15 protein-coding genes are annotated in these 20,420 nt (G+C 58.3%); 12 read left to right on the top strand and 3 right to left on the bottom strand.

The window, feature by feature from the left end:
- Window positions 1–107 precede the first annotated feature (107 nt).
- The gene (locus tag U1140_RS00210) at window positions 108–890 is read left to right on the top strand and encodes a M23 family metallopeptidase (RefSeq protein WP_369845393.1); all 783 of its coding nucleotides are present in this window, start codon (window positions 108–110) and stop codon (window positions 888–890) included.
- A 70-nt stretch (window positions 891–960) separates the two neighbouring features.
- Here U1140_RS00210 and pcrA read toward each other — a convergent pair whose 3' ends face one another.
- On the bottom strand, window positions 961–3,651 hold the full coding sequence (gene pcrA, locus U1140_RS00205) for a DNA helicase PcrA (protein WP_369845391.1): 2,691 nt from the start codon (window positions 3,649–3,651) through the stop codon (window positions 961–963).
- A 58-nt stretch (window positions 3,652–3,709) separates the two neighbouring features.
- Between pcrA and U1140_RS00200 the strand changes: the two genes are divergently transcribed.
- The 7 genes from U1140_RS00200 to pgi all read left to right on the top strand — a co-directional run bounded on the left by U1140_RS00200 (window position 3,710) and on the right by pgi (window position 12,045).
- Window positions 3,710–4,015, top strand: a complete 306-nt coding sequence (locus U1140_RS00200; RefSeq protein ID WP_369845389.1) for a chorismate mutase — start codon at window positions 3,710–3,712, stop codon at window positions 4,013–4,015.
- A gap of 343 nt (window positions 4,016–4,358) precedes the next feature.
- Entirely contained in the window at window positions 4,359–4,904 is a 546-nt protein-coding gene (locus U1140_RS00195; RefSeq protein ID WP_369845387.1) for an OsmC family protein, read from the top strand.
- 98 nt (window positions 4,905–5,002) lie between these two features.
- Complete coding sequence (locus tag U1140_RS00190) at window positions 5,003–6,061, top strand: acyl-CoA dehydrogenase (protein ID WP_369845385.1); 1,059 nt, start codon at window positions 5,003–5,005, stop codon at window positions 6,059–6,061.
- Window positions 6,062–6,064: 3 nt separating this feature from the next.
- On the top strand, window positions 6,065–6,661 hold the full coding sequence (locus U1140_RS00185) for a flavin reductase family protein (RefSeq protein ID WP_369845383.1): 597 nt from the start codon (window positions 6,065–6,067) through the stop codon (window positions 6,659–6,661).
- 260 nt (window positions 6,662–6,921) lie between these two features.
- Complete coding sequence (locus U1140_RS00180) at window positions 6,922–9,096, top strand: N-acetylmuramoyl-L-alanine amidase (protein WP_369845381.1); 2,175 nt, start codon at window positions 6,922–6,924, stop codon at window positions 9,094–9,096.
- Between the two features lie 61 nt (window positions 9,097–9,157).
- Window positions 9,158–10,369 (top strand): cation diffusion facilitator family transporter, encoded by a 1,212-nt coding sequence (locus tag U1140_RS00175; protein WP_369845379.1) that lies wholly within the window; start codon window positions 9,158–9,160, stop codon window positions 10,367–10,369.
- Window positions 10,366–12,045, top strand: coding sequence for a glucose-6-phosphate isomerase (gene pgi / locus U1140_RS00170; RefSeq protein ID WP_369845377.1), 1,680 nt, complete (start codon window positions 10,366–10,368; stop codon window positions 12,043–12,045). Before U1140_RS00175 ends, pgi begins: the two co-directional genes overlap by 4 nt.
- Window positions 12,046–12,133: 88 nt before the next feature.
- Here the strand turns inward: pgi and U1140_RS00165 are convergent, their stop codons facing one another.
- Both U1140_RS00165 and U1140_RS00160 read right to left on the bottom strand, forming a co-directional pair.
- Entirely contained in the window at window positions 12,134–13,036 is a 903-nt protein-coding gene (locus tag U1140_RS00165; protein ID WP_369845375.1) for a DNA-formamidopyrimidine glycosylase family protein, read from the bottom strand.
- 29 nt (window positions 13,037–13,065) lie between these two features.
- Complete coding sequence (locus tag U1140_RS00160) at window positions 13,066–17,814, bottom strand: ATP-dependent helicase (protein ID WP_369845373.1); 4,749 nt, start codon at window positions 17,812–17,814, stop codon at window positions 13,066–13,068.
- A gap of 30 nt (window positions 17,815–17,844) precedes the next feature.
- On the opposite strand from U1140_RS00160, the gene U1140_RS00155 reads away from it, so the two are divergent.
- The 4 genes from U1140_RS00155 to U1140_RS00140 are packed head-to-tail and all read left to right on the top strand — an operon-like array spanning window position 17,845 to window position 20,364.
- The gene (locus tag U1140_RS00155; protein ID WP_369845371.1) at window positions 17,845–18,603 is read left to right on the top strand and encodes a 3'(2'),5'-bisphosphate nucleotidase CysQ; all 759 of its coding nucleotides are present in this window, start codon (window positions 17,845–17,847) and stop codon (window positions 18,601–18,603) included.
- Window positions 18,604–18,646: 43 nt separating this feature from the next.
- Window positions 18,647–19,531, top strand: coding sequence for a thymidylate synthase (locus U1140_RS00150; RefSeq protein WP_369845369.1), 885 nt, complete (start codon window positions 18,647–18,649; stop codon window positions 19,529–19,531).
- A 5-nt stretch (window positions 19,532–19,536) separates the two neighbouring features.
- Window positions 19,537–20,076: a dihydrofolate reductase gene (locus U1140_RS00145; RefSeq protein WP_369845367.1), complete on the top strand. Its 540-nt coding sequence runs from the start codon at window positions 19,537–19,539 to the stop codon at window positions 20,074–20,076.
- Window positions 20,077–20,364, top strand: a complete 288-nt coding sequence (locus tag U1140_RS00140; RefSeq protein WP_369845366.1) for a glutaredoxin domain-containing protein — start codon at window positions 20,077–20,079, stop codon at window positions 20,362–20,364.
- The last annotated feature ends 56 nt before the right edge of the window (window positions 20,365–20,420 follow it).

Below are 20,420 nucleotides of genomic sequence, written 5' to 3'. Positions count from 1 at the left end.
ACAAATAAATAACGGTAGCTTTAACGATGTTCTGAAAACGCCTGCTGAAAACTTTCACGGCGCGTTCAGTAGTAGTAGTACGACTGCACGATTAGACAGGATCTTGTATGACGCCATCTCACCGCTTTCGACGGCTCACCCTAGCGTTGAGCGCCGTCGGCCTCGCGGTCGCTGTGAGCTCGACCGGTTTCGCGCCAGCAGCCCAGGCCAAGCCGGCCCTGACTGCAACTGTCAATCCTGACAGCTCGCAAGCTCCCACTATCAACGGCCACGATATTGATGCTTTGTTACGAGTAGCTGAAGGCTTGGCTACAACCGTTGAACAATTAAACAAGAATGGCGGCACGCCTTCGCTGCAAACCAGTAGCGATATTTTTGAGATCATCATCGATCCGCTGACGGCCCCAGAAGCTAATCCTGTAGAAGAGGCTGCCAAGACCTCCCCTTCGACCAGCTACATGACAGCCGACAAGGGCACCACTGCCGATGGTCGTACCGTGGTGTTCCCGACCGAGGGTATTTTCACCTCACCATATGGTCCGCGCTGGGGACGGATGCACCAGGGCATCGATATTGGGAACGGTATCGGCACCCCGATCTATTCGATCATGGATGGCACTGTCATCAGTGCGGGCCCAGCCCAGGGCTACGGCAAATGGGTGCGTGTGAAGCACGATAACGGTGAAATCTCCGTTTACGGCCACGTGCATTCGTATAACGTCAGCGTTGGCCAGCGGGTCAAAGCAGGTGACCAGATCGCCACCATGGGCAACGAGGGCCACTCGACGGGCCCACACCTGCACTTCGAAATTCGCCCCGACGGTGCCAACCCGGTTGATCCGGTGCCATGGTTCGCCCAGCAGGGCATCACCGTGCGTGGAGCAAAATAGTAGCTCCCCAGCAGCAGCCACCGTCAGAGCATCAGCGTGATCGGGTGGCTTGGCCCCACCAACGTGGGGTTTAGAGTTTTTCCATTGGTGGTGCGCCCACCAGCATCAAACGAATGGTTCCCGAAGATCCGAAATCAATCGTCACGGTAGCTCGCGCCCCCTGCCCATCAGCAGCGATCACGGTGCCCAAACCATACTTGGCGTGGTTAACTTTGTCACCGACCGCCAAGTCTAATTTCGCGCCGCCGGAAGCTTTCTTCGGAATTCCGGCGCGGCCCCGTTGCGAAGGGGAAGACGCAGCGGAGCCGCCCATACGGCGCGAACGACGGGCACCATAGGAAATATCCGACCACGCATCATCGTCGCCACCACTGAAGCTGCCGGAGCCATAGCTACTACCACCCCACCCAGAGCCAAAGCCTGCGGTGGGTTCTTCACGTTTCCAGGTGATCACTTCCGCCGGAATTTCCGCCAAGAAACGGCTCGCTGGGTTTTCGACTGGGCGCCCCCAGGCAGAGCGCATCATCGCTCGGGTCAGATACAGCTTTTTGCGTGCGCGGGTAATGCCGACGTAGGCCAAACGACGTTCTTCAGACAGCTCATGCGGATCGCCGAGTGCACGCAGGTGTGGGAATTGCCCATCTTCCCAGCCGCTCACAAACACAACGGGAAACTCCAGCCCCTTGGCGGTGTGCAGAGTCATCAATGTGACCACCCCGTGTTCGTGGTCGGGGATTTGGTCGGCATCAGCAACCAGTGAGACTTTTTCCAAAAAGGCCGCCAGAGAACCAGCCGGAGCTTCGCCCTCAGCAAGTTCCAGATCTTCCACACCAGCTGAATTTGCCGCATCCGAAGAAAACTCCCGAGCCACTGAAACCAGCTCATTCAGGTTATCCAGGCGGGTGCCGTCTTGCGGATCATTGGACGATTCCAGTTCTGCTTTATAACCAGTGATATCCAGAATCCGTCCAATCAACTCGCCAAGATGCGGTTGGCCGGTGGCCTCATTGGTCATTGCCGGAATTTCTTCGCGTACAGTCGCGAGCATTTCGGCAAACCCACGCAGTGCGTTGCGGGCACGAGCGCTCATGCCCGCAACGTCTCCAGCTGCCGCTGCTTGCAGCGCTTTACCGAAGCTGATGTTGTGGTTCTCGGCATGCAAAGCAACCTGGCCTTGCGCTTTATCCCCGATACCACGTTTGGGAACGTTAACGATACGACGCATGCTGACGGTATCGTCCGGGTTTTCAAGCACGCGGAGATACGCGACGATATCGCGGATTTCTTTGCGCTCATAGAATTTTGTACCGCCGACGACCTTGTACGGGATGCCGGAGCGAATGAAAATATCTTCCAGCGCACGCGAGGCATTGTTCGTCCGATACATCACTGAAATATCGTTGTAGCTATAACCCTGATCGCTGAGCTCATCAATTTCGCTGGCGATAAAGCGGGCTTCATCATGCTCATTGTCAGCGACATAGCCGATGATGTTGTCACCATCGCCTTGGTCCGTCCACAGCTTTTTCTCTCGACGACCAGAGTTATTGGTGATCACAGCGTTGGCGGCAGTCAGGATATTTTGCGTCGAGCGATAATTTTGCTCCAATAAAATCGCCCGTGCCTGTGGATAGTCACGTTCAAATTCTTCGATATTGCGGATCGTCGCACCGCGGAAAGCATAAATCGACTGATCAGAATCGCCCACCACGCACAGTTCTGGTACGGCAATGCGCTCTGGTGGTTGGCCTGGATGTTCTGAGCCTGCGGTGTGCGCTCCCTTGTTACCAACCAGCGCTGCGACCAGAGCATACTGCGCATGGTTGGTGTCTTGGTATTCGTCGATCAGCACATGCCGGAAACGGCGCCGGTAATATTCCGCGACGGAGTCATGCTCACGGAAAATGCGCACGACCTCAGCAATCAGATCATCAAAATCCACGGCATTGGCCGCGCGCAAACGGCGCTGATACTCGGCATAAACTTCGGCGACGGTGGTCTCGAAAGGGTTTTTCGTCGTTGCCGCAGCAGAAGCCGCCGCAGCAGGTGTGTGCAACTCGTTTTTGTGATTCGAGATCGCGTTCGCTAATACCCGGCCAGTGAACTTCTTTAAATCCAGATTCATCTCTTTCGCAATCATGGACAGCAGCCGCCGGGCGTCGTCTCCGTCGTAAATGCTGAAATTTGTGTTTAGCCCGTCGACAAGCTGCGCGTGTTGCCGCAAAATACGCACGCACGTGGAGTGAAAAGTTGCGACCCACATGCGCTCGGCAATCGGGCCCACAAGCTGGCCGACGCGCTCGCGCATCTCGCGGGCGGCCTTATTGGTAAAGGTAATCGCCAAAATTTGGTGCGGCCCAACCCCACGATGCTGCATGAGATAAGCGATGCGGCGAGTAAGCACCGCGGTTTTTCCAGATCCAGCTCCAGCGACAATCAGCAATGGGCTTCCGGTGTGTTCGACGGCTTGGCGTTGTTGCTCGTTGAGGTCCGCGACGAGTTGCTGACTAGACAGATTGCTCGAGGTGCCGACACCATGAGAGCCGGCCTGTGCAGTGCCAAGCCCCGTCGTTTTTGGCGTAAAAATTCCGGCTGACGACGATTCAGACAGCGAAGAACTCGACTGCTGCGGTTGGAAACCGCCGAATTGGGAATGCCCAAAAAGCGTTGGGGCACCGTTGTCTTTATTTATGCCGTTGTCATTGTTCGTATCATTGCTGGCATTGTGGCGGGCGCGGGGCTGAAACGACGAAGAGTTCATAATGCCTCCAAACTACTATTTCACTGTCACATACGAGCATCGCAGTAGAATGCCTGGTATGGACAACGTGGCTTCGAACTTTTCTGTACGCACCCCTACCGGGACTGATGACCCACTTTCGGATAAAGAAATTGCACAATACCGCGAAGAAATCGACAAAATGAATGAGATCATCCTCGACGCGGTAAAGCGGCGCACTGAAGTTGCTCAGGCAATCGGCAAGACGCGCATGAGCTCAGGTGGCACGCGCCTGGTGCATACCCGCGAAGTGGCGATCATTAATTATTTCCGCGATGAACTCGGCAGCGACGGTGTCGATATTGCTAATGCGCTGCTGCGGTTAGGGCGCGGACGGCTGGGATAGCCGGTTTCACCACCCCGTCTCATCGCAACTTGTGTCATCGCGTCCTGGAGCCAGCGCGCTGCGCGATAGGTTTTCACTGTCTAGACCAAGCGGTATATGACGTACGTCGGCGTCGATAGTTTGCACCCATTCGCTGTTTTATATTCACACCTCATTTTTTAATTTTGTGGACGAATACAACAGGGTTTCTGCACGAAAAACCACATCATTCACCACACTGTCCCGCATCGTCCATTTTCCGTAGACCGCTTGGTCTAATAACGTCAGGCTAATAGTGCTAACGTGGCGAGAGTTCATGACGGTAAGCACCATCGCTTACCGCCGCTAACCAAGGAGGTTTCACATGTCTGATCTCACCCCGAACCACAACGCTGGCGAACCACTGGCACCTATTGACGGTGACAGCCTGCAAGCAATGGCAGACAAAAACACGGAAAATCCAGAGGGCGGCAAGAAGGTCATCCGTACCCACACCGAGGCAGACGGTCAGTTCCGTAACTACACCCAGGTCCGTGACCTGAAACCAACCCTGGTTGCCGAACCACCAAAGCTGTTGGGCGATGACTCCGCTCCCAACCCAACTGAGATCGCTCAGGCTGGTTTGGCTGCTTGCATCTCTGTGGGAATCCAGGCGATTGCCACCCACCGCAAGATCACGCTGACCAAGATTGACATCGACATTGAATCCGACATCGACATCTCGCCAACCTGGGGTGTAAGCCCACGCGAAGACGCCCGCCCGGGTGTCTCCGATGTGCGCGTCAAGGTCGATATTGACGGTGATGCAGAGCGCGACACCCTCGAAAAGATTGTTGCCGACGCCATCCAGTGGTCACCTGTCGTCAACACCTACACCCGTCCGGCAAATCTGACCCACGAAGTGGTCTAGCCGAAATCCTTTCTGATCACGCAGTCCCGGCAGCAATTCTCTAGCCCTGTCGGCCTGCGTATTTGCACTGTCGGCCCCCTGCAAGTAAGGCGCATCCCATGACTTCCGCTACCCCCAGCATTGAATTAGCCCCGCTCGACCTCGACGAGACTATCCGTGCGACGTTGCAAGAAAACGCCTCTGCCGTCGACAAGGGCGAAAAACCCGCCCGTTACGGCTTGGAGTTACTCGCCGAACACGGGCTGCTCAACACCGACAACCTCGTCTCGACGGTGCGTCTCGTGCGCGCTCTCGCACGCGAAGACCTCTCGGTAGCTTTCAGCACCTGGGCAGACTTGATGGTGCTGACGTACCTGCAGGCCGCAGACACCGAGCACCCGAAGCTTGTCGACGCCCTTCAGTCCGGCACACGCCCGGGCGTGACCGGCATGGCTTCGGTGTTCAAATATGCCGCTGGTGCTGGTGATCTGGATCTACAAGCCTCGGCGGTCAATGGTGGCTACAAGGTATCCGGCAAGTTGAAATGGGCATCAAACCTTGCCAACGATTCCATCATCGTCTCTGGCGCACACTCCGACCAGGGAGGACAGTTCTTGTTCGTCGTCGACGGCGACGCACCAGGCCTCACCCTGGGCACGCCATTCGGCCTGTTGGGACTCAACGCAACCGCGTCGGCCTGGGTCGAGTTTGACGAGGTCTTCGTACCGGAAGAACAAGTTCTGACCACCAGCTTCAAAGACTATCTGCCGCACGTTCGCCCGACGTTTTTGTTGCTGCAGACCTCCGAGTGCCTCGGCGTAGCAGAATCGGCGATTGCGGCAGCAAGCGGCAAGGCAGTCGGGATCAACGAAGTCTTTGCCGGTGATATTGCGGATACTTATCAAGAAATCACTGATCTGGTCTCCACCCAAGAAGCCCTTGCTGACCAGGCGGGTAGCGGGCAGCAAGTAGCATTCGCCGATTTGCTGCGCCTGCGTTTAGCTGCAGCACAGGCAGCAGTAAATGCCGCTAACCTAGAGATTCGAGTAGCTGGCGGTGCAGGCTATGCGAAGTCTTCCCCGGCTTCGCGCCGCTACCGTGAGGCGACTTTCATCCCGGTACAGTCGCCCTCGGAAGGCCAGCTGAAATGGCAATTGGCACGCGAAGCAGAAAGCTAGAAAGTGGCAGATCCGAAACCTCAATCGTCCAACACCGATTCGCCCGCAAGCCCGGCCACGTCGACAAGCACGGATGTGCCAAACTCATCTGGCAACTCCCGACTCAGCCTCAACGATAAATTGCGCGGTGCATCGGGTGCTTTCCCGAAAGGCACCACTATCGTCACAACGTTGCACGAAGGCAAAGACGCCGGAATGACGGTCTCAGCGTTTTCTTCACTGTCGCTGAATCCGCCGTTGGTGATGCTCTCGGTGGGCAACCACTCGAGCTCTTTGCCCAAGCTGGTCGAAGGTAACCCCGTGGCAATTTCCGTTTTGGCACAGGGCCAAGCTCCGCTAGCACAGCAGTTTGCCCGCAAAGGTATCGATCGCTTCGCCGGGGTAGAAACCCAGCGCACGTCTTTGGGCGTGCCAGTCATCTCGGGGTGTGCGTCGTGGTTTACCGGCACGATCCAATCGAAAACCCCGGCAGGAGATCACACGATCGTCATCGTCCACGTGGAAGATTGTGATTCAGATGCAGAAATTGCCCCGCTGCTCTATCAGGGCGGGGAATTCCATCGCTGGCCAGAACTCGGGTGGCGCCCCTCCTCTATTTAGTATTCGATTCACCTCGCACAGCAAGAGCAGTGCGTTTTGAACCTAGCCCGCAAGCACTTCGCTTGCGGGCTTTTCGCATTTCTTATCGCTTGGCAAATTCAGGAGAAATATTCAAGTTTCTTTATATAGATTTTTCTGGCGTGTCGAAACATTATTAACATCAGTAACACTTGTAACTTCAGTTGCATGAACTAACTTTGCTAATCCTTACTGTGATCACAAACACTACGCCGTTTAAATATCTGTACAAGGAGCCTTTTATGAGGATGCGTCGACACCTCCACCCTCGCCGCCCCCGCGGATTAACCCCTGCGATAGCGATCACGAGCACTTCTGCCCTCATCGTCGCTGCTGCCTTCGGCGGCAACCACGTTCTCAATACCCAAAGCGCTGGCGACGGGCCAGTGGACGCCACATTAAAGACCGCAAGTTTTTCCAGCGGCACCACTACCGTCGTCGATGATCCTGCGATCTCTACCCAGGGTGCCCACGACCACGGCCATGGCCACAGCCACGACGAACACGCAGCAGCTGAGCCCCGTGCTGTGCAAGAGTTCACTCAGGAGGAAGAATTCGATTCCTTCGCGCTCACGTGGGAAGGCGATCGTGACGTCCTCGCATTTTTCCGCGCCCAGGCGGCTGATGGTTCTTGGGGGCCATGGTTGGAAACACACCCACTGCCGAATCCCGACGAGGCTACTAAGCAGGGCACTGAGTTAATTTATGTTGCTCCGACCAACAAGGTGCAGGTCTCCTTGGCTGGTGTGGATCTGTATGGCAGCACCGAGCATGGTGAACATGACGAGCACGGTGAGCAGGCCGGGAACGCCGAGCACGGCGGGCACAGTGAACACGCTGAGCACCGTGAACACGCTGAGCACGGTGAACGCTCTGGCACTCCACAGATCAGCATCCCGAAAGCTGGGTTGGAAACCTCTGACGGCATCATCCAACCGGTAGCAGATTCGGCCCCAGCAGGAGGCTCCACACCGGAGGCAGACTCGGTTGATCTCGCACACACCCACGACGCCATCGGCACTGCACCGCTACCGAAAGCCGAAGAGCTGAGTGCAGTGTTCGTCAACGGACACGAAGGCGCGACCCCGGCTGGAATTCAGCAAACCGCAAACCTTGCCGTCGGCATGCCCAGCGTGGTCACCCGCCAAGCCTGGGGAGCCAACGAATCCTACCGCGGCAACTGCGGCCCCACGGGCATGGATTACAAAGCGATGACGCTGCACCACACCGCAGGAGTCAACAACTACACCCGTGAATCCGCTGCTGCCCAGGTCCGCGGCGCCTACCAATATCACACCCAAACGCTGGGTTGGTGCGATATCGGCTACCACGCGCTTGTCGACAAGTTCGGCACCATTTACGAAGGCCGTCGCGACGGCTTGAACGCAGGTGTACTCGGCGCACACGCGGGTGGCTACAACACCGGCACCTTCGGCATCGCAATGATCGGTAACCACCAGATTGCTCCAGTCCCACAACCAACGATCAACTCCGTGGGCCAAATTGCTGGTTGGCGCGCTGCGCAATCTGGCTTCGACCCTTCCGGAACCGTGTCGTTGACCTCCGAAGGTAGCCAATACGCTCGCTACCCTGCTGGCGACACTCGGACGTTCAACCGTTTCCACGGCCACCGCGATGTCGTCAACACCGAGTGTCCCGGCGATGAAGCTGTCAAACAGTGGGCGTCGATCCGCGCCGCAACCAACCAGGCGTACGCCAACGTGTCTAACATGATCACTGGTAACTCGGGCACGACCCCAAGCCAGCAGGGCCAACCATCCCCGGCCCCCCAGAACCAGCGCCCGTCGACGCCGAGCAACTCGAATAGCCAGGGCTCGAACCAAGGCGCAAACAAAGGTGGCCAAGATATCGCTGCCCTTGCTACCACGGCGATCGGTTTAATTGCCCCGATCGTGATGACGTTGCTGAAAAACTCGCAAACCAGCAGCCTGCCGGGCAACGCCAATAATCTTGCGCAAATTGAGATTTCTTCCGGGCTCAGCCTCGGCGAGGTCCCTGGGCTGGTTGGTCGCGTCGTCAAGCTGACCGGCGATTCAAATATCGAGCAAACTTGGGCACGTATCAACGCCCTCCTCGGTCCGGTGTTGGGCACTCCGATCACCGGAATCGGTACCGCCGGCGCTGCAGCTGGCTTCAACACAGACGTCGATTTTGCAGTCTTTGACAACGGCGTAGTCATCGATTCGGAAGAAACTGGCCCGCAAGCACTGTGGGGTGAAATCGCTCGCGTCTGGGCTAACGGCGCGGTCGAGTCGCTGGGCTTGCCGTTGAGCACGCCCGAAAACTACGACGGCACCAGCCCAGTCCAGGTGAAGTTCCAGCACGGTTCCATCACCTATGACCCAACCACCGGGCACATCGAAATCTCCGAAGACGACGATTCGCATAACCACTAGAGACAACTCTTGATCACCAGAGATAGCTCTTCGCGTTAGGCAGGAAGGGGCGGTTTCACACATGTGCACGCATTCACGCAGCCAACACCACCAGCACGGCCAGCACGGCCACCACAGACCGAGCCACCAGTGCGGCCATGACCACAGCCACTGTCACCACGGCTCGGCGACAGGCGCCCGGCTGGTGGCGGTCATTATGCTGACCAGCACCATTTTGGTGGCAGAAGTCATCGGTGCACTCTGGTCTGGCTCATTGGCTTTGCTTGCCGACGCCGGACACATGGCTACTGACTCGGTCGGCCTCATCATGGCCGGGCTCGCGCTATGGTGGGGCAAACGTAAAGCCACCCAATTGGCAACCTACGGCTTCTCCCGTGCGGAAGTTATCGCCTCTGCGTTAAACGCGCTGATGGTCATGGCGATTGCGGTGTGGATCGTGATCGCCGCGATCCGGCGTATCCACCACCCCGCCGAGCTTTCCGCCGAAGTCATGTTGACCGTCGCCACCATCGGCTTGGCTGCGAATTTGCTGGCCATGCTGGTGCTGCACAAGCCTTCGCAAGATTCGCTGAATATCAAAGGTGCCTACCTGCATATTGTTTCGGATATGCTCAGCTCCATCGGCGTCATTTTTGCTTCTCTCGTGGTGTGGGCAACCGGCTGGAATGGCGTGGATATTCTTGTATCCGTGCTGATCATGGCGGTGTTGTTGCCGCGCTGCTGGCAATTGCTCAAACAATCTTTCTCAGTGTTGATGCAGCACGCACCCGCCGGCCTAGATTTTGTGGCGATCCAGCGTGAGCTGCTGCGAATTCCTGGTGTACAGCGGGTCTACGATCTGCATTTGTGGTCGCTGACGGGCACGGATGCGGTGGCAACGGTGCACATCGTCGCAGCACAGCAAAGCCCAGCGCAGCAAGACCCAGCGCAGCAACAGGGCTATCAACACGAGTATCAGGCGATTTTACGCCACGTCGAAGACATTTTGCGCACGAAATTCGGTATCACCCGCACGACCGTGCAGCTGGAGTTCGCTCCCCCTATGAGCGAGCTTGTCGACGCTTATCTGCCACACTCGCACTGTTCCCACACTGCCCAAGCAGACCGGACTGGTGAGCACGCTGCCACCCCGACACGTGCTGCTGCACACCACCCACTCAGCACTGAGCACCAGGGCTGGCAACTGTGGGATAAAACTGCTGTGACATGCACGAGAAACTGGCGCGGCTCTGTCATACGCGGCCGTGAAAATCGGTATCATCTAACCACGTGAGTTCTTTTGCATCTATAACCACCACCCCGGAATGGCAGCGTCTCGAAACCCTGGCTAACGAGCAAGATTTTGATCTTCGTTCGTTATTCCAGGCGGATCCAGACCGCGCCCGGCGGTGGTCTTTTTCTGCCGGAGAGCTGCACCTCGACCTGTCGAAAAACTGGATCGATGACACCGTCCATTCGCACCTGCTCGCCTTAGCAGAGCGCGCGGGTCTGCACGATGCCATAGAACGCCTGTTTTCTGGTTCTCATATCAACAACACCGAAGATCGGGCCGTGTTGCACACTGCGCTACGGGCACCAGGAGCATTCTCTGCGCGCAGCGACGCCACAAGCGGCGATCATGACTTGCTTGTCGACGGGCAAAACGTCACTCGCGATGTCCACGCCGAGTTGGACAAGATGGAACGTTTTGCCAATTCTCTGCGCGATGGCACCCGGACTGGTTTTACCGGAAAGAAAATCCGCACCATCGTCAATATCGGCATCGGCGGTTCTGATCTCGGCCCAGCATTTGCAGCACTGGCGCTGCAGGAATACAACACCGCCGGAATCCATGCCGAATATGTCTCCAACGTCGACCCCGCGGACATGAGCGATACTCTAGGCGTGGTAGATCCAGAAACTACGTTGTTCATCGTCAGCTCGAAGTCTTTTGGGACCCAAGAAACCCTATCGAATGCCACGGCTGCCCGGCGTTGGCTCGTCGACAAGCTTGGCAGCACGGATGCGGTGGCCAGCCATTTCGTGGCGGTCTCGACGAACGAAGAAAAGGTCCGCGAGTTCGGCATCGACCCGGACAACATGTTCGTGTTCTGGGACTGGGTCGGCGGCCGCTATTCAGTCACTTCGGCAATTGGGTTGTCGTTGATGCTGTGTATCGGGCCGGAAGACTTCCGTCGCTTCTTGGCGGGATTCCACGCCATCGACGATTATTTTTACCGCACTGACCTGCGCGACAACGTCGTCGTACTCATGGGCCTGTTGGGCGTGTGGTACACGAATTTCCACGGTGCAGCCAGCCATGCGGTTTTGCCGTATTCGCAGCATTTACGACGTTTCCCTGCGTATCTGCAGCAGCTCACCATGGAATCCAACGGCAAATCCGTGCGTCGCGATGGCGCGAGCGTGGATTATTCCACCGGCGAGATTTACTGGGGCCAGGCGGGAACCAACGGCCAACATGCGTTTTTCCAGCTACTGCACCAGGGCACCCACCTGATCCCGGCAGATTTCATTGGTTTTGCGCGCCCACACAATGATCTCGCGTCCATCGATGGCAATGGCTCGTTGCACGATTTGTTGATGAGCAATTTCTTCGCGCAATCCAAAGTCATGGCCTTTGGCAAAACCGCTGACGAGGTTGCCGCTGAAGGCGTTGCTGCAGAGCTAGTCCCCCACCGAGTGATGCCTGGCAACCGGCCGACAACCACCATCCTAGCGCCACTATTGAGCCCGTCGGTATTGGGTAGTCTGATCGCACTGTATGAGCACATCACCTTCGTCCAGGGCGTGATCTGGGATGTCAATTCCTTTGATCAATGGGGTGTGGAACTGGGCAAAATCCAAGCCGACGCATTATTGCCCGCCATCGCGGGAGCAGATCACATCGATTCCGGCGACGCCTCCACGGATCACCTGATTCAGTGGTACCGCGAGCACCGAGAAAACTAACAGCAGGTCTGACCAGAGCCGGGTATTAGCAGCCAGGTATTAGCACGAGCCTCCTGGTACAAGCACCCGACACTAGCACCTGGTTGAGCTAAGCCAGCAACGGCTGACAGCTCGGACACCACCAAATGATGCGTTCGAGTTCGTCTTGCCTGCCTCCGTGCGCAGTGTCGTCCGGGCCACCTAACGTATCCGAAACGATCAGGCTGCGACACCGCCGGCACGGCCGGTTATTGCGTCCAAAAACATACGTCGTTTCCCCGGCGCGCTTGATGCCAGTAGTAACCCGCACCGGTTCGTTTCTGTTCGCCCACATGATGCGGCGAGCAATATCTAGTATTTCTGCCACCCGCTGTCTGCCGAGCGAGCCGACGGTGCTGGCCGGGTGCAGGCCCGCTAAAAAGCAAATTTCGGCGCGGTATTCATTGCCGATCCCCACCAAATTTGTTTGATCAAGCAACGCGGTGCCGATGGGGCGTTGTGGTTGTTGCATGATCCGGTGGATCACCGTGGCTTTCCCAGAGCCAGCTTGGACAGAGCTGGCTTGCCCAGCGCTAGATTGCCCAGTGTTTGTAGCTGCGCCCGCAGCATCCCAGTCGCCAGCCAAAATATCCGGGCCCAGCTGACCAATAAATTGCTGGTATTCGTCTGCCGGAAACACCCGCACCGTACCCAGCTGGTGCCCGACGACTTCGATATCCCGCGGTTGGTGTGCAAACCGGAGCACGACCCGGGCGGTATGCCCCGGTTTACGCCACCGGTCCCCCGCCAGGTGCATCGCCCAGGTTCCTTCCATCTTTAAATGCGTGGCGAGAATCTGGTCGTCGAAAAGCATGAACAAGTATTTTCCGTACGGCCAAATCTTTTCGCAGCGTGCACCCGTAAAATCCCGGGTGGCATATCGCGGGGTGCGAATCGAGGTCCGCGTCACCTGCTTGTCGACGAGAAACTGCAACCGCTGCGAAAGCTGCAGGACAGAATCACCTTCTGGCATATCGGGTGCTCCCTATCTATGTGCATATTTTAATTACTCAACCGCAGGCCCTTCGGGCTGAGTTTAGCTCCGGCATCGCGCATCGCCATCGCTAGCGGGGTTCCGAGGATAGCGGCACCATTAGCTTTTTCGATGATCAACGGGCGGATCCACTCGTCGGCAAGTGCTTGGTTTAACGCAGCAACCACCAACTGTGCGGGTTGTTCATCGATGCCTTCGGGCAGTGCATCGAAAAACGTCGTCAAGGTTTTCCCGCCCCGGCTCAGGTGTGCCAGGCACAGTCCGTCGGCGAGTATAACCAGCGCACCAGCCGCCCGCGCCGGCCGAGAACCTGCTTGCGCATTGTCGTGTGCGCCCACGCCATCGGCAGGTGGCCATTCCAACACGGCACCGTAGGGGTTCGCCGGATCAGTCGCTGCCAGCACGACGAGGCTGGGATCGGTGGTTCCTGAGGGCCAGCCCTGGACCTCGGGGGCATCATCAGCGCCGCGTAACCGGTCGACGACAGAGGGCGTGGAAAACTGCGCCGCGCCTAATCCTGCGATGAAATAGCCGCGCTGAGCTTTACCCGCAGCTTCGAATTCGCTGAGCACCTTGTATGCCAGGGCGAACCCTCCGGTGACATCCTCGGCGACCACGCTGCCACGTGTCACCACTCCGTACCGATCCAGCCAGGCCTCGCCCTGGGCCACCGAGCGCGCGGTCGCATCAGTATCCGGTGCTACGCTGAGCGCCCACCGGCCGACCATATCCGGCGGGGTGGTGTGACCCGGGCGGGCTAATTGGCCGTGTGCAAAACTCGTTCGCCCCATGCGCAGCCGCGAACGGCGTGGTTGCCGCTTGGACTTATGCGCGCGGCCAGTGCCACCGGCCAAGCGTGCACGCAGCGGGGCGAAGCTATCGGGGCTGACCAAGCCAAGATCCACCAGTTCCCACAACCCTTCGCGCACCGCATCGCTGCCGTGCAGGGGAAGCTGATCGACGATATCGGCGAACAAATAGCCACCACCGCTGCTTAACGTATCCACGATGGACTGCTGCACGACGGTCAGGTTCGGTCGTTCTGCATCGGCATGCGCGGCAGCGTCGGACAGCGGGGCGAGCTGCGCGGCGTAGTCTGCCGGCAGCAACATCACCCACGGGTCGTTGCGCCCGGCTTGGCCCGCCCCGCGGATCAGCACTTCCCCGTTGCTGGTGAGTTCATCAAGGTCGCGTGGGCTAAACCCAGGCACGCGGGCAGGCAACACCAATTGCTCCCACGCGCTGGCAGGCAGCCGCACACCGGCGAGTTGTTCCACGGCAGCGAACACGCCGTCGACACCACCGAGACCAGACGGCCTGTCGGTGATGTGGTGCCAGTCCAGCACAAACCTCGCAAAGGCCGACGCGCTCACCGGATTCAACGCCTTGCGAGCCGCCGCGAGCGAGCGTGAACGAATCTGTTTCAGCACCCCGGTTGCACAATATTCCAGCGCATCGACGCCCTGCCGGTAGTGGCCTTCGACCAGCTCACCGGTAGCGCTGAGTTCGTTGACGATATGCCAGGCACTCGAGATACTGATTCCAAAGGCAGCGACGACGTCGTCAAGCACGAACGGGCCACGCGAGCGCGCCCAGCGCTTCACCAACTGTGCTAATGCATCGCCGATGCTATCGGTGCTGGCTGGAACCCCCGGTGGCACGGGAATTCCCAGCCCGTCGCGCAGCAACGCTGCATCGGCGGCTTGCGCCAGGTACTCTTCGCCCACCATGCGCACCACCATGATGCGTGATCCCAGCTCACGGCGGGCTTGTTCAGCGGTAATTTCGGCATACTCAGCGATCCGCGCGACGGGAATCGGACCGATGCGGCGGAGCGTATCAGCAAGCTGTTCGCTCGTGCGAGCGCGACGTTGCGGACTAGTGTGCTGCAAGGACTGGTGGACTTCCACGATGACGTCGGCGTCGAGAAGCTCCCGCAGCTCAACGGTGCCGAGCAGCTTCGCCAGCAAGCTCGGGTCCAGCGAGAGCGCAGCCGCGCGCTTTTCTGCCAGCGGGCTATCGCCTTCATACATAAACGCGCCGGTGTAGTTAAACAACAACGACGACGAAAACGGCGAGGGCTGTTCCGTGGTTACCTCTGCGATCCGGATGGTGCGCTGGGCAATCGACTGGGTGACCTCGTTCAATGCGGGCAGGTCATAGACATCTTGCAAACATTCGCGAACGGTTTCCAAGATGATAGGAAACGACGGGTACTTTCTGGCCACATCCAGCAGTTGTTCTGCTTTTTGCCGTTGCTGCCACAGCGGTGCGCGTTTGCCCGGATCATAGCGCGGCAATAATAAGGCGCGGGCGGCACACTCCCGGAAACGAGAAGCAAAAAGCGCAGAATTTCCCACCTGCGCGGTGACAACGTCGTCAATTTCGTCGGGATCAAAGATAAACAACGACGCATCAGGCTGGCGATCGCCTTCCGGAACCCGCAGCACGATGCCGTCATCCCCAGCGACGGCTTGGGCATCCATGCCGGTGTTTTCCGCAATGCGCGCGCCGACCGCCAACGCCCAGGCCGCGTTGACTCCGCGCCCAAACGGAGTGTGCAAAACAACGCGCCAGTCGCCGAGCTCATCTCGGAAGCGCTCGAGAACCAGGGTCTTTTCATCTGGGATGATGCCCGTGGCCGCGAATTGTTCATCGAGATACCCCAGCAGATTGGTGCGCGCGCGTTCTTCCAAGGGGAGAGATTCAAGCGCTTGCTCGCGTTCGCGGTGCACCTGGCGTCGAAAAGCGCCCAGGGCCAGGCCCAGCTCATAGGGTCTGCCCAATTGGTCGCCGCTCCAAAATGGCAGCCGCCCAGTGTGGCCAGGCGCGGGAGATACCAACACTTGGTCGCGGGTGATGTCTTCGATACGCCAGCTACTTGCCCCCAGGGTGAAGACATCGCCGACGCGAGACTCGTAGACCATTTCTTCGTCGAGTTCCCCGACCCGGCGCGGGGTGGAGCGTCGTCCCGTGTGCCCGTCTGCAGTGTCTGCGGTTGTGCCCGCCAGGAAAACCCCGAACAAGCCGCGGTCTGGGATGGTGCCACCGCTGGTCACGGCGACGCGTTGCGAACCAGGCCGGGTGCTCAAGGTGTTGCGCACCCGATCAAAAACGATGCGCGGTTTCAGCTCAGAAAAATCGGTGCTGGGATACAAGCCGCTGGCCAGATCCAGCACTGATTCATAGACTTCGCGGTCCAGATCCCGGTAGGGCCAGGCGCGCCGGATGGTGGAAAACCACTCGTCGGCGTCGAGGTCTTCGACCGCCACCGCGGCAATAGTGTGCTGTACCAACACATCCAACGGATTACGTGGGATGTGGATCTTTTCGATCAGACCGGGTTCTACCCTGCCGACGGTCACCGCGGTTTGTACCAGATCTGCGCGGTGTTTCGGATAAAAATCGCCTTTGGATACCGCGCCGACGCTGTGGCCAGCACGACCTACGCGTTGCAGTGCGGAGGCCACCGACGACGGCGATTCCACCTGCACCACCTGGTCGACAGCGCCCATATCGATGCCGAGTTCAAGCGAACTGGTGGCGACGACGGCTTTCAATGTGCCTTGCTTCAACAGCGATTCGGTCTGGGCGCGCTCATCTTTCGACACAGAGCCATGGTGTGCACGGGCGATCACCGACGGGGCGGTTCCAGCGACATCCGTCTGCTTCATCAACTGCGCGGGGTCTCTGCGCGTCGGCGCCGATAGCGATTCTGGAGCAAATTCGGCGGCATAGAGTTCGTTGAGTCGTGAGGTCAGCCGCTCTGCGGTGCGGCGTGAGTTCACAAAGACCAACGTGGACGTCTGCGCCATGATGGTCTGATACAGCTCAGCTTCGATGTGTGGCCAAATTGATTTTGCCGTGGGCAAGGCAGAATCACTGGCAAAGGTGGAGTTGTTAGCCGCAGCTCCAGCGGTGCTTAAACCCAACGGGTCGTCGACCGTCATCTCCCCGATCGTCGAGGCTTGCTCTGGCACGGGTAGATCCGCCATGTTATCCACTGGTACACGCACCGCGAGCTCCCAGGATTTCTGCGCGGGCGGGACGACGATTTCTACGTCACGATCACCGCCTAAAAATTGGGCGACAGCTTCGATAGGCCGCACCGTCGCAGACAATCCTATGCGTTGCGGATCAGCTGCGATTCGCGCCAGGCGCTCCAGTGTCAATGCCAGGTGCACCCCACGTTTGCTGCCGGCAAGTGCGTGAATTTCATCGACGATGACGGTGCTGACCGTCGACAAGATACCGGCAGCTTTGCCGGTGAGCATGAGGTAGGCAGATTCCGGGGTGGTGATCAAAATATCTGGTGGCCGACGAAGCTGGCGGGCGCGCTCTGCTTGCGGAGTATCCCCGCTGCGCACCCCCACCGTCACCGACGGGGTATCAAAGCCCATGCGTGCTGCGACCCGCTCAATTCCGGTCAACGGAGCGTGCAGGTTGCGTTCGACATCAACTCCCAAGGCTTTCAGTGGTGAAATATACAGCACCTTCACCCCAGGTTTGTGGGCATCTACGGCCCGCGGGCCACCCACCGGCAGGCTCAACTGGCCAGCACCGCTGATTAAGCCATTGAGCGCCCAGTAAAAAGCCGCCAGTGTTTTACCAGATCCCGTTGGTGCCACCACCAGCGCATTTTTGCCTTCCGAGACCACCTGCCAGGCTTGTTGCTGAACTTCGGTGGGCTGGGCGAAGACTTCACGGAACCAGCCTGCCACCGGCGGGCTGAAACGGGACAGGACGTCATCGGGCATGACCACCACTCTACGGCTACAGTATGAGCCATGACAGGCGTGTTATCAGATATCCGGTTGACCAACCTTTTGGCCCAAGGTTCCGGCGAGATTCTCAAAGGCATCCGTGGGGTCGGTTTGCTCCGCGATAAAGAACTCGCCCAAGCCGGCGATGAACTCGCGCAAAACTGGATCGCACGTGTGCTGGCACAACACCGCCCAGACGACGGTTTTTTGTCCGAAGAAGCCAAAGACAACCCGGAACGGCTGGATAAACAGCGCGTCTGGATCGTCGACCCACTCGATGGCACCAAAGAGTTCGCCACCGGGCGCCAGGATTGGGCGGTGCACATCGCGCTGGTCGAAAACGGAGTGCCACTGCATGCGGCAGTGGGTTTGCCGGATCTCGGCGTGGTGTTTCGCTCCTCTGATGTGCGTGCGGTCTCGGGCCCGTTTTCGCGGCGCATCGTGGTCTCCCGCAATCGCCCGCCAGAGATTGCGCACTACGTCGGCAAGCACATGGGACTAGAAACCGTACGGCTGGGTTCGGCCGGGGCGAAGGCCATGAAAGTGTTGCTGGGCGATGTGGATGCTTATATCCATTCCGGCGGGCAGTACGAGTGGGATCAAGCTGCGCCCGTTGGTGTCGCACAAGCAGCAGGGTTGCACGTGAGCCGCTTGGATGGTTCGCAGCATCGCTTTAACCGCGCCGATACTTATATTCCAGATCTGCTGATCTGCCGCAAAGAGCTTGCCGACGAAATGCTCGGCCACATCGCAGATTATGCCAGCCAGCACGGCAGTTATTAATAACCACAGTATGCCGAGGACAGCAACTAGTAGGCTATAGGCCATGACTGGCCCATCGAGCTTTACTGACAACCAGACGGACAACCAGACGGACGACGCACGTTTTTCTCACGCCAACAATTCCAGCGCCGGAATTCCCACACCATACGAAGATTTGCTGCGCGATGTTTTAGCCAACGGCACCACCAAGCACGATCGCACAGGTACCGGAACAACCAGCGTGTTTGGCCGCCAGCTGCGCTATAACCTGGCGGAGTCTTTCCCGCTGTTGACCACCAAGAAGGTGTATTTCCACGCGGTGGTCGGTGAGCTGTTGTGGTTTTTGCGTGGCGATTCCAATGTCGGTTGGTTGCGCGAGAATGGCGTGCGTATCTGGAACGAATGGGCTGATGACGACGGCGAACTCGGCCCGGTCTATGGCGTGCAGTGGCGCTCGTGGCCCAGCCCAGATGGCACCCACATCGACCAGATTTCCCAGGCCGTGCAGGATTTACAGAACAACCCGGATTCCCGCCGCATGGTAGTCAGCGCCTGGAATGTCGCGGAACTCGACAACATGGCGCTGATGCCGTGCCATTTGCTGTTCCAGTTGTACGTCGCCGATGGCAAACTTTCGCTGCAGGTCTATCAGCGCAGTGCCGACCTATTTTTGGGTGTGCCGTTTAATATTGCCTCGTATGCCCTGTTGGCGCACATGTTCGCCCAGCAGGCTGGCCTGGAAGTTGGCGAACTGATTTGGACCGGCGGCGATTGCCACATCTATAACGATCACGTCGAGCAGGTCCGTGAGCAGCTGAGCCGTAGCCCCAGGCCTTATCCACAGTTGAAATTGCACAAGGCTGCGAGCATCTTCGACTATGATTTTTCTGATATCGCCGTCGATGGTTACGATCCGCACCCAGCCATCAAAGCCCAGGTTTCGGTGTAACGGCCATGTTGGGTGCAATTTGGGCGCAATCGCTGGACGGCATCATTGGTGATGGTGTGTCCATGCCGTGGCATGTGCCGGAAGATCTCGCGCATTTCAAAGACATCACCACCGGTGCGCCAGTGATCATGGGGCGCAAGACCTGGCAATCGCTCCCCGAGCGTTTCCGTCCGCTGCCGGGGCGGGATAATTACGTGCTGTCCTCGACGGCTCCTGGTCCGTGGTCGGCTGGTGCGGAGGTCGTGAACTCGCTTGACGACGTCGCCACGCTGTCCACCGCCTGGATCATGGGTGGTGGCAAGGTTTATGCGGCCACGCTTGGTGATGTGGACCGGCTAGAGATCACTCTGATGGGGGCGAATATTGGTAGCATTTACGGGCGAAGGGCTGTCTATGCCCCGGAGATCCCGGATGACTTCGGGCTCGTTGCAGACAGCGAATGGCAGGTCTCTGCCAATGGCCATCTGCAGATTCCGGGACATGAGCCCAGTGATTTACCACTGAAATATCGCTTCTTATCCTACGAACGAAAGGCTGCAGCCTAAATGTCTGACGTACAAACCCCAGAAACTTCCCAGCACATCACCGTCTTCGCTGCCAGTTGGTGCCCGTTTTGCCGCAAACTGATCGGCGATTTGGAAGCCAACGGCACCCCATTTACGGTGATCGATCCAGACTCGGAAGAAGGTCAAGCCAAAAACGCCAACCCCTGGATCGAATCCGTCAACGACGGAAACCGCATCATCCCTACCGTGCTGTTTTCCGATGGCACTTCGCTGACCAACCCGCCTGCCGCTGAGGTCGCAAAGAAGCTGGAAGAACTGCAAAGCTAATCGTCCTCGAGGCCGTGTCGACGTTTTTTCGGCACTGGCCTCAGCCAATTGCTTGA

Source organism: Corynebacterium drakensteinense (assembly GCF_041224285.1).
Taxonomy (GTDB): domain Bacteria; phylum Actinomycetota; class Actinomycetes; order Mycobacteriales; family Mycobacteriaceae; genus Corynebacterium.
Note: the sequence above shows the minus strand (reverse complement) of the source record. Positions and strands in the feature narration are given on the sequence as shown.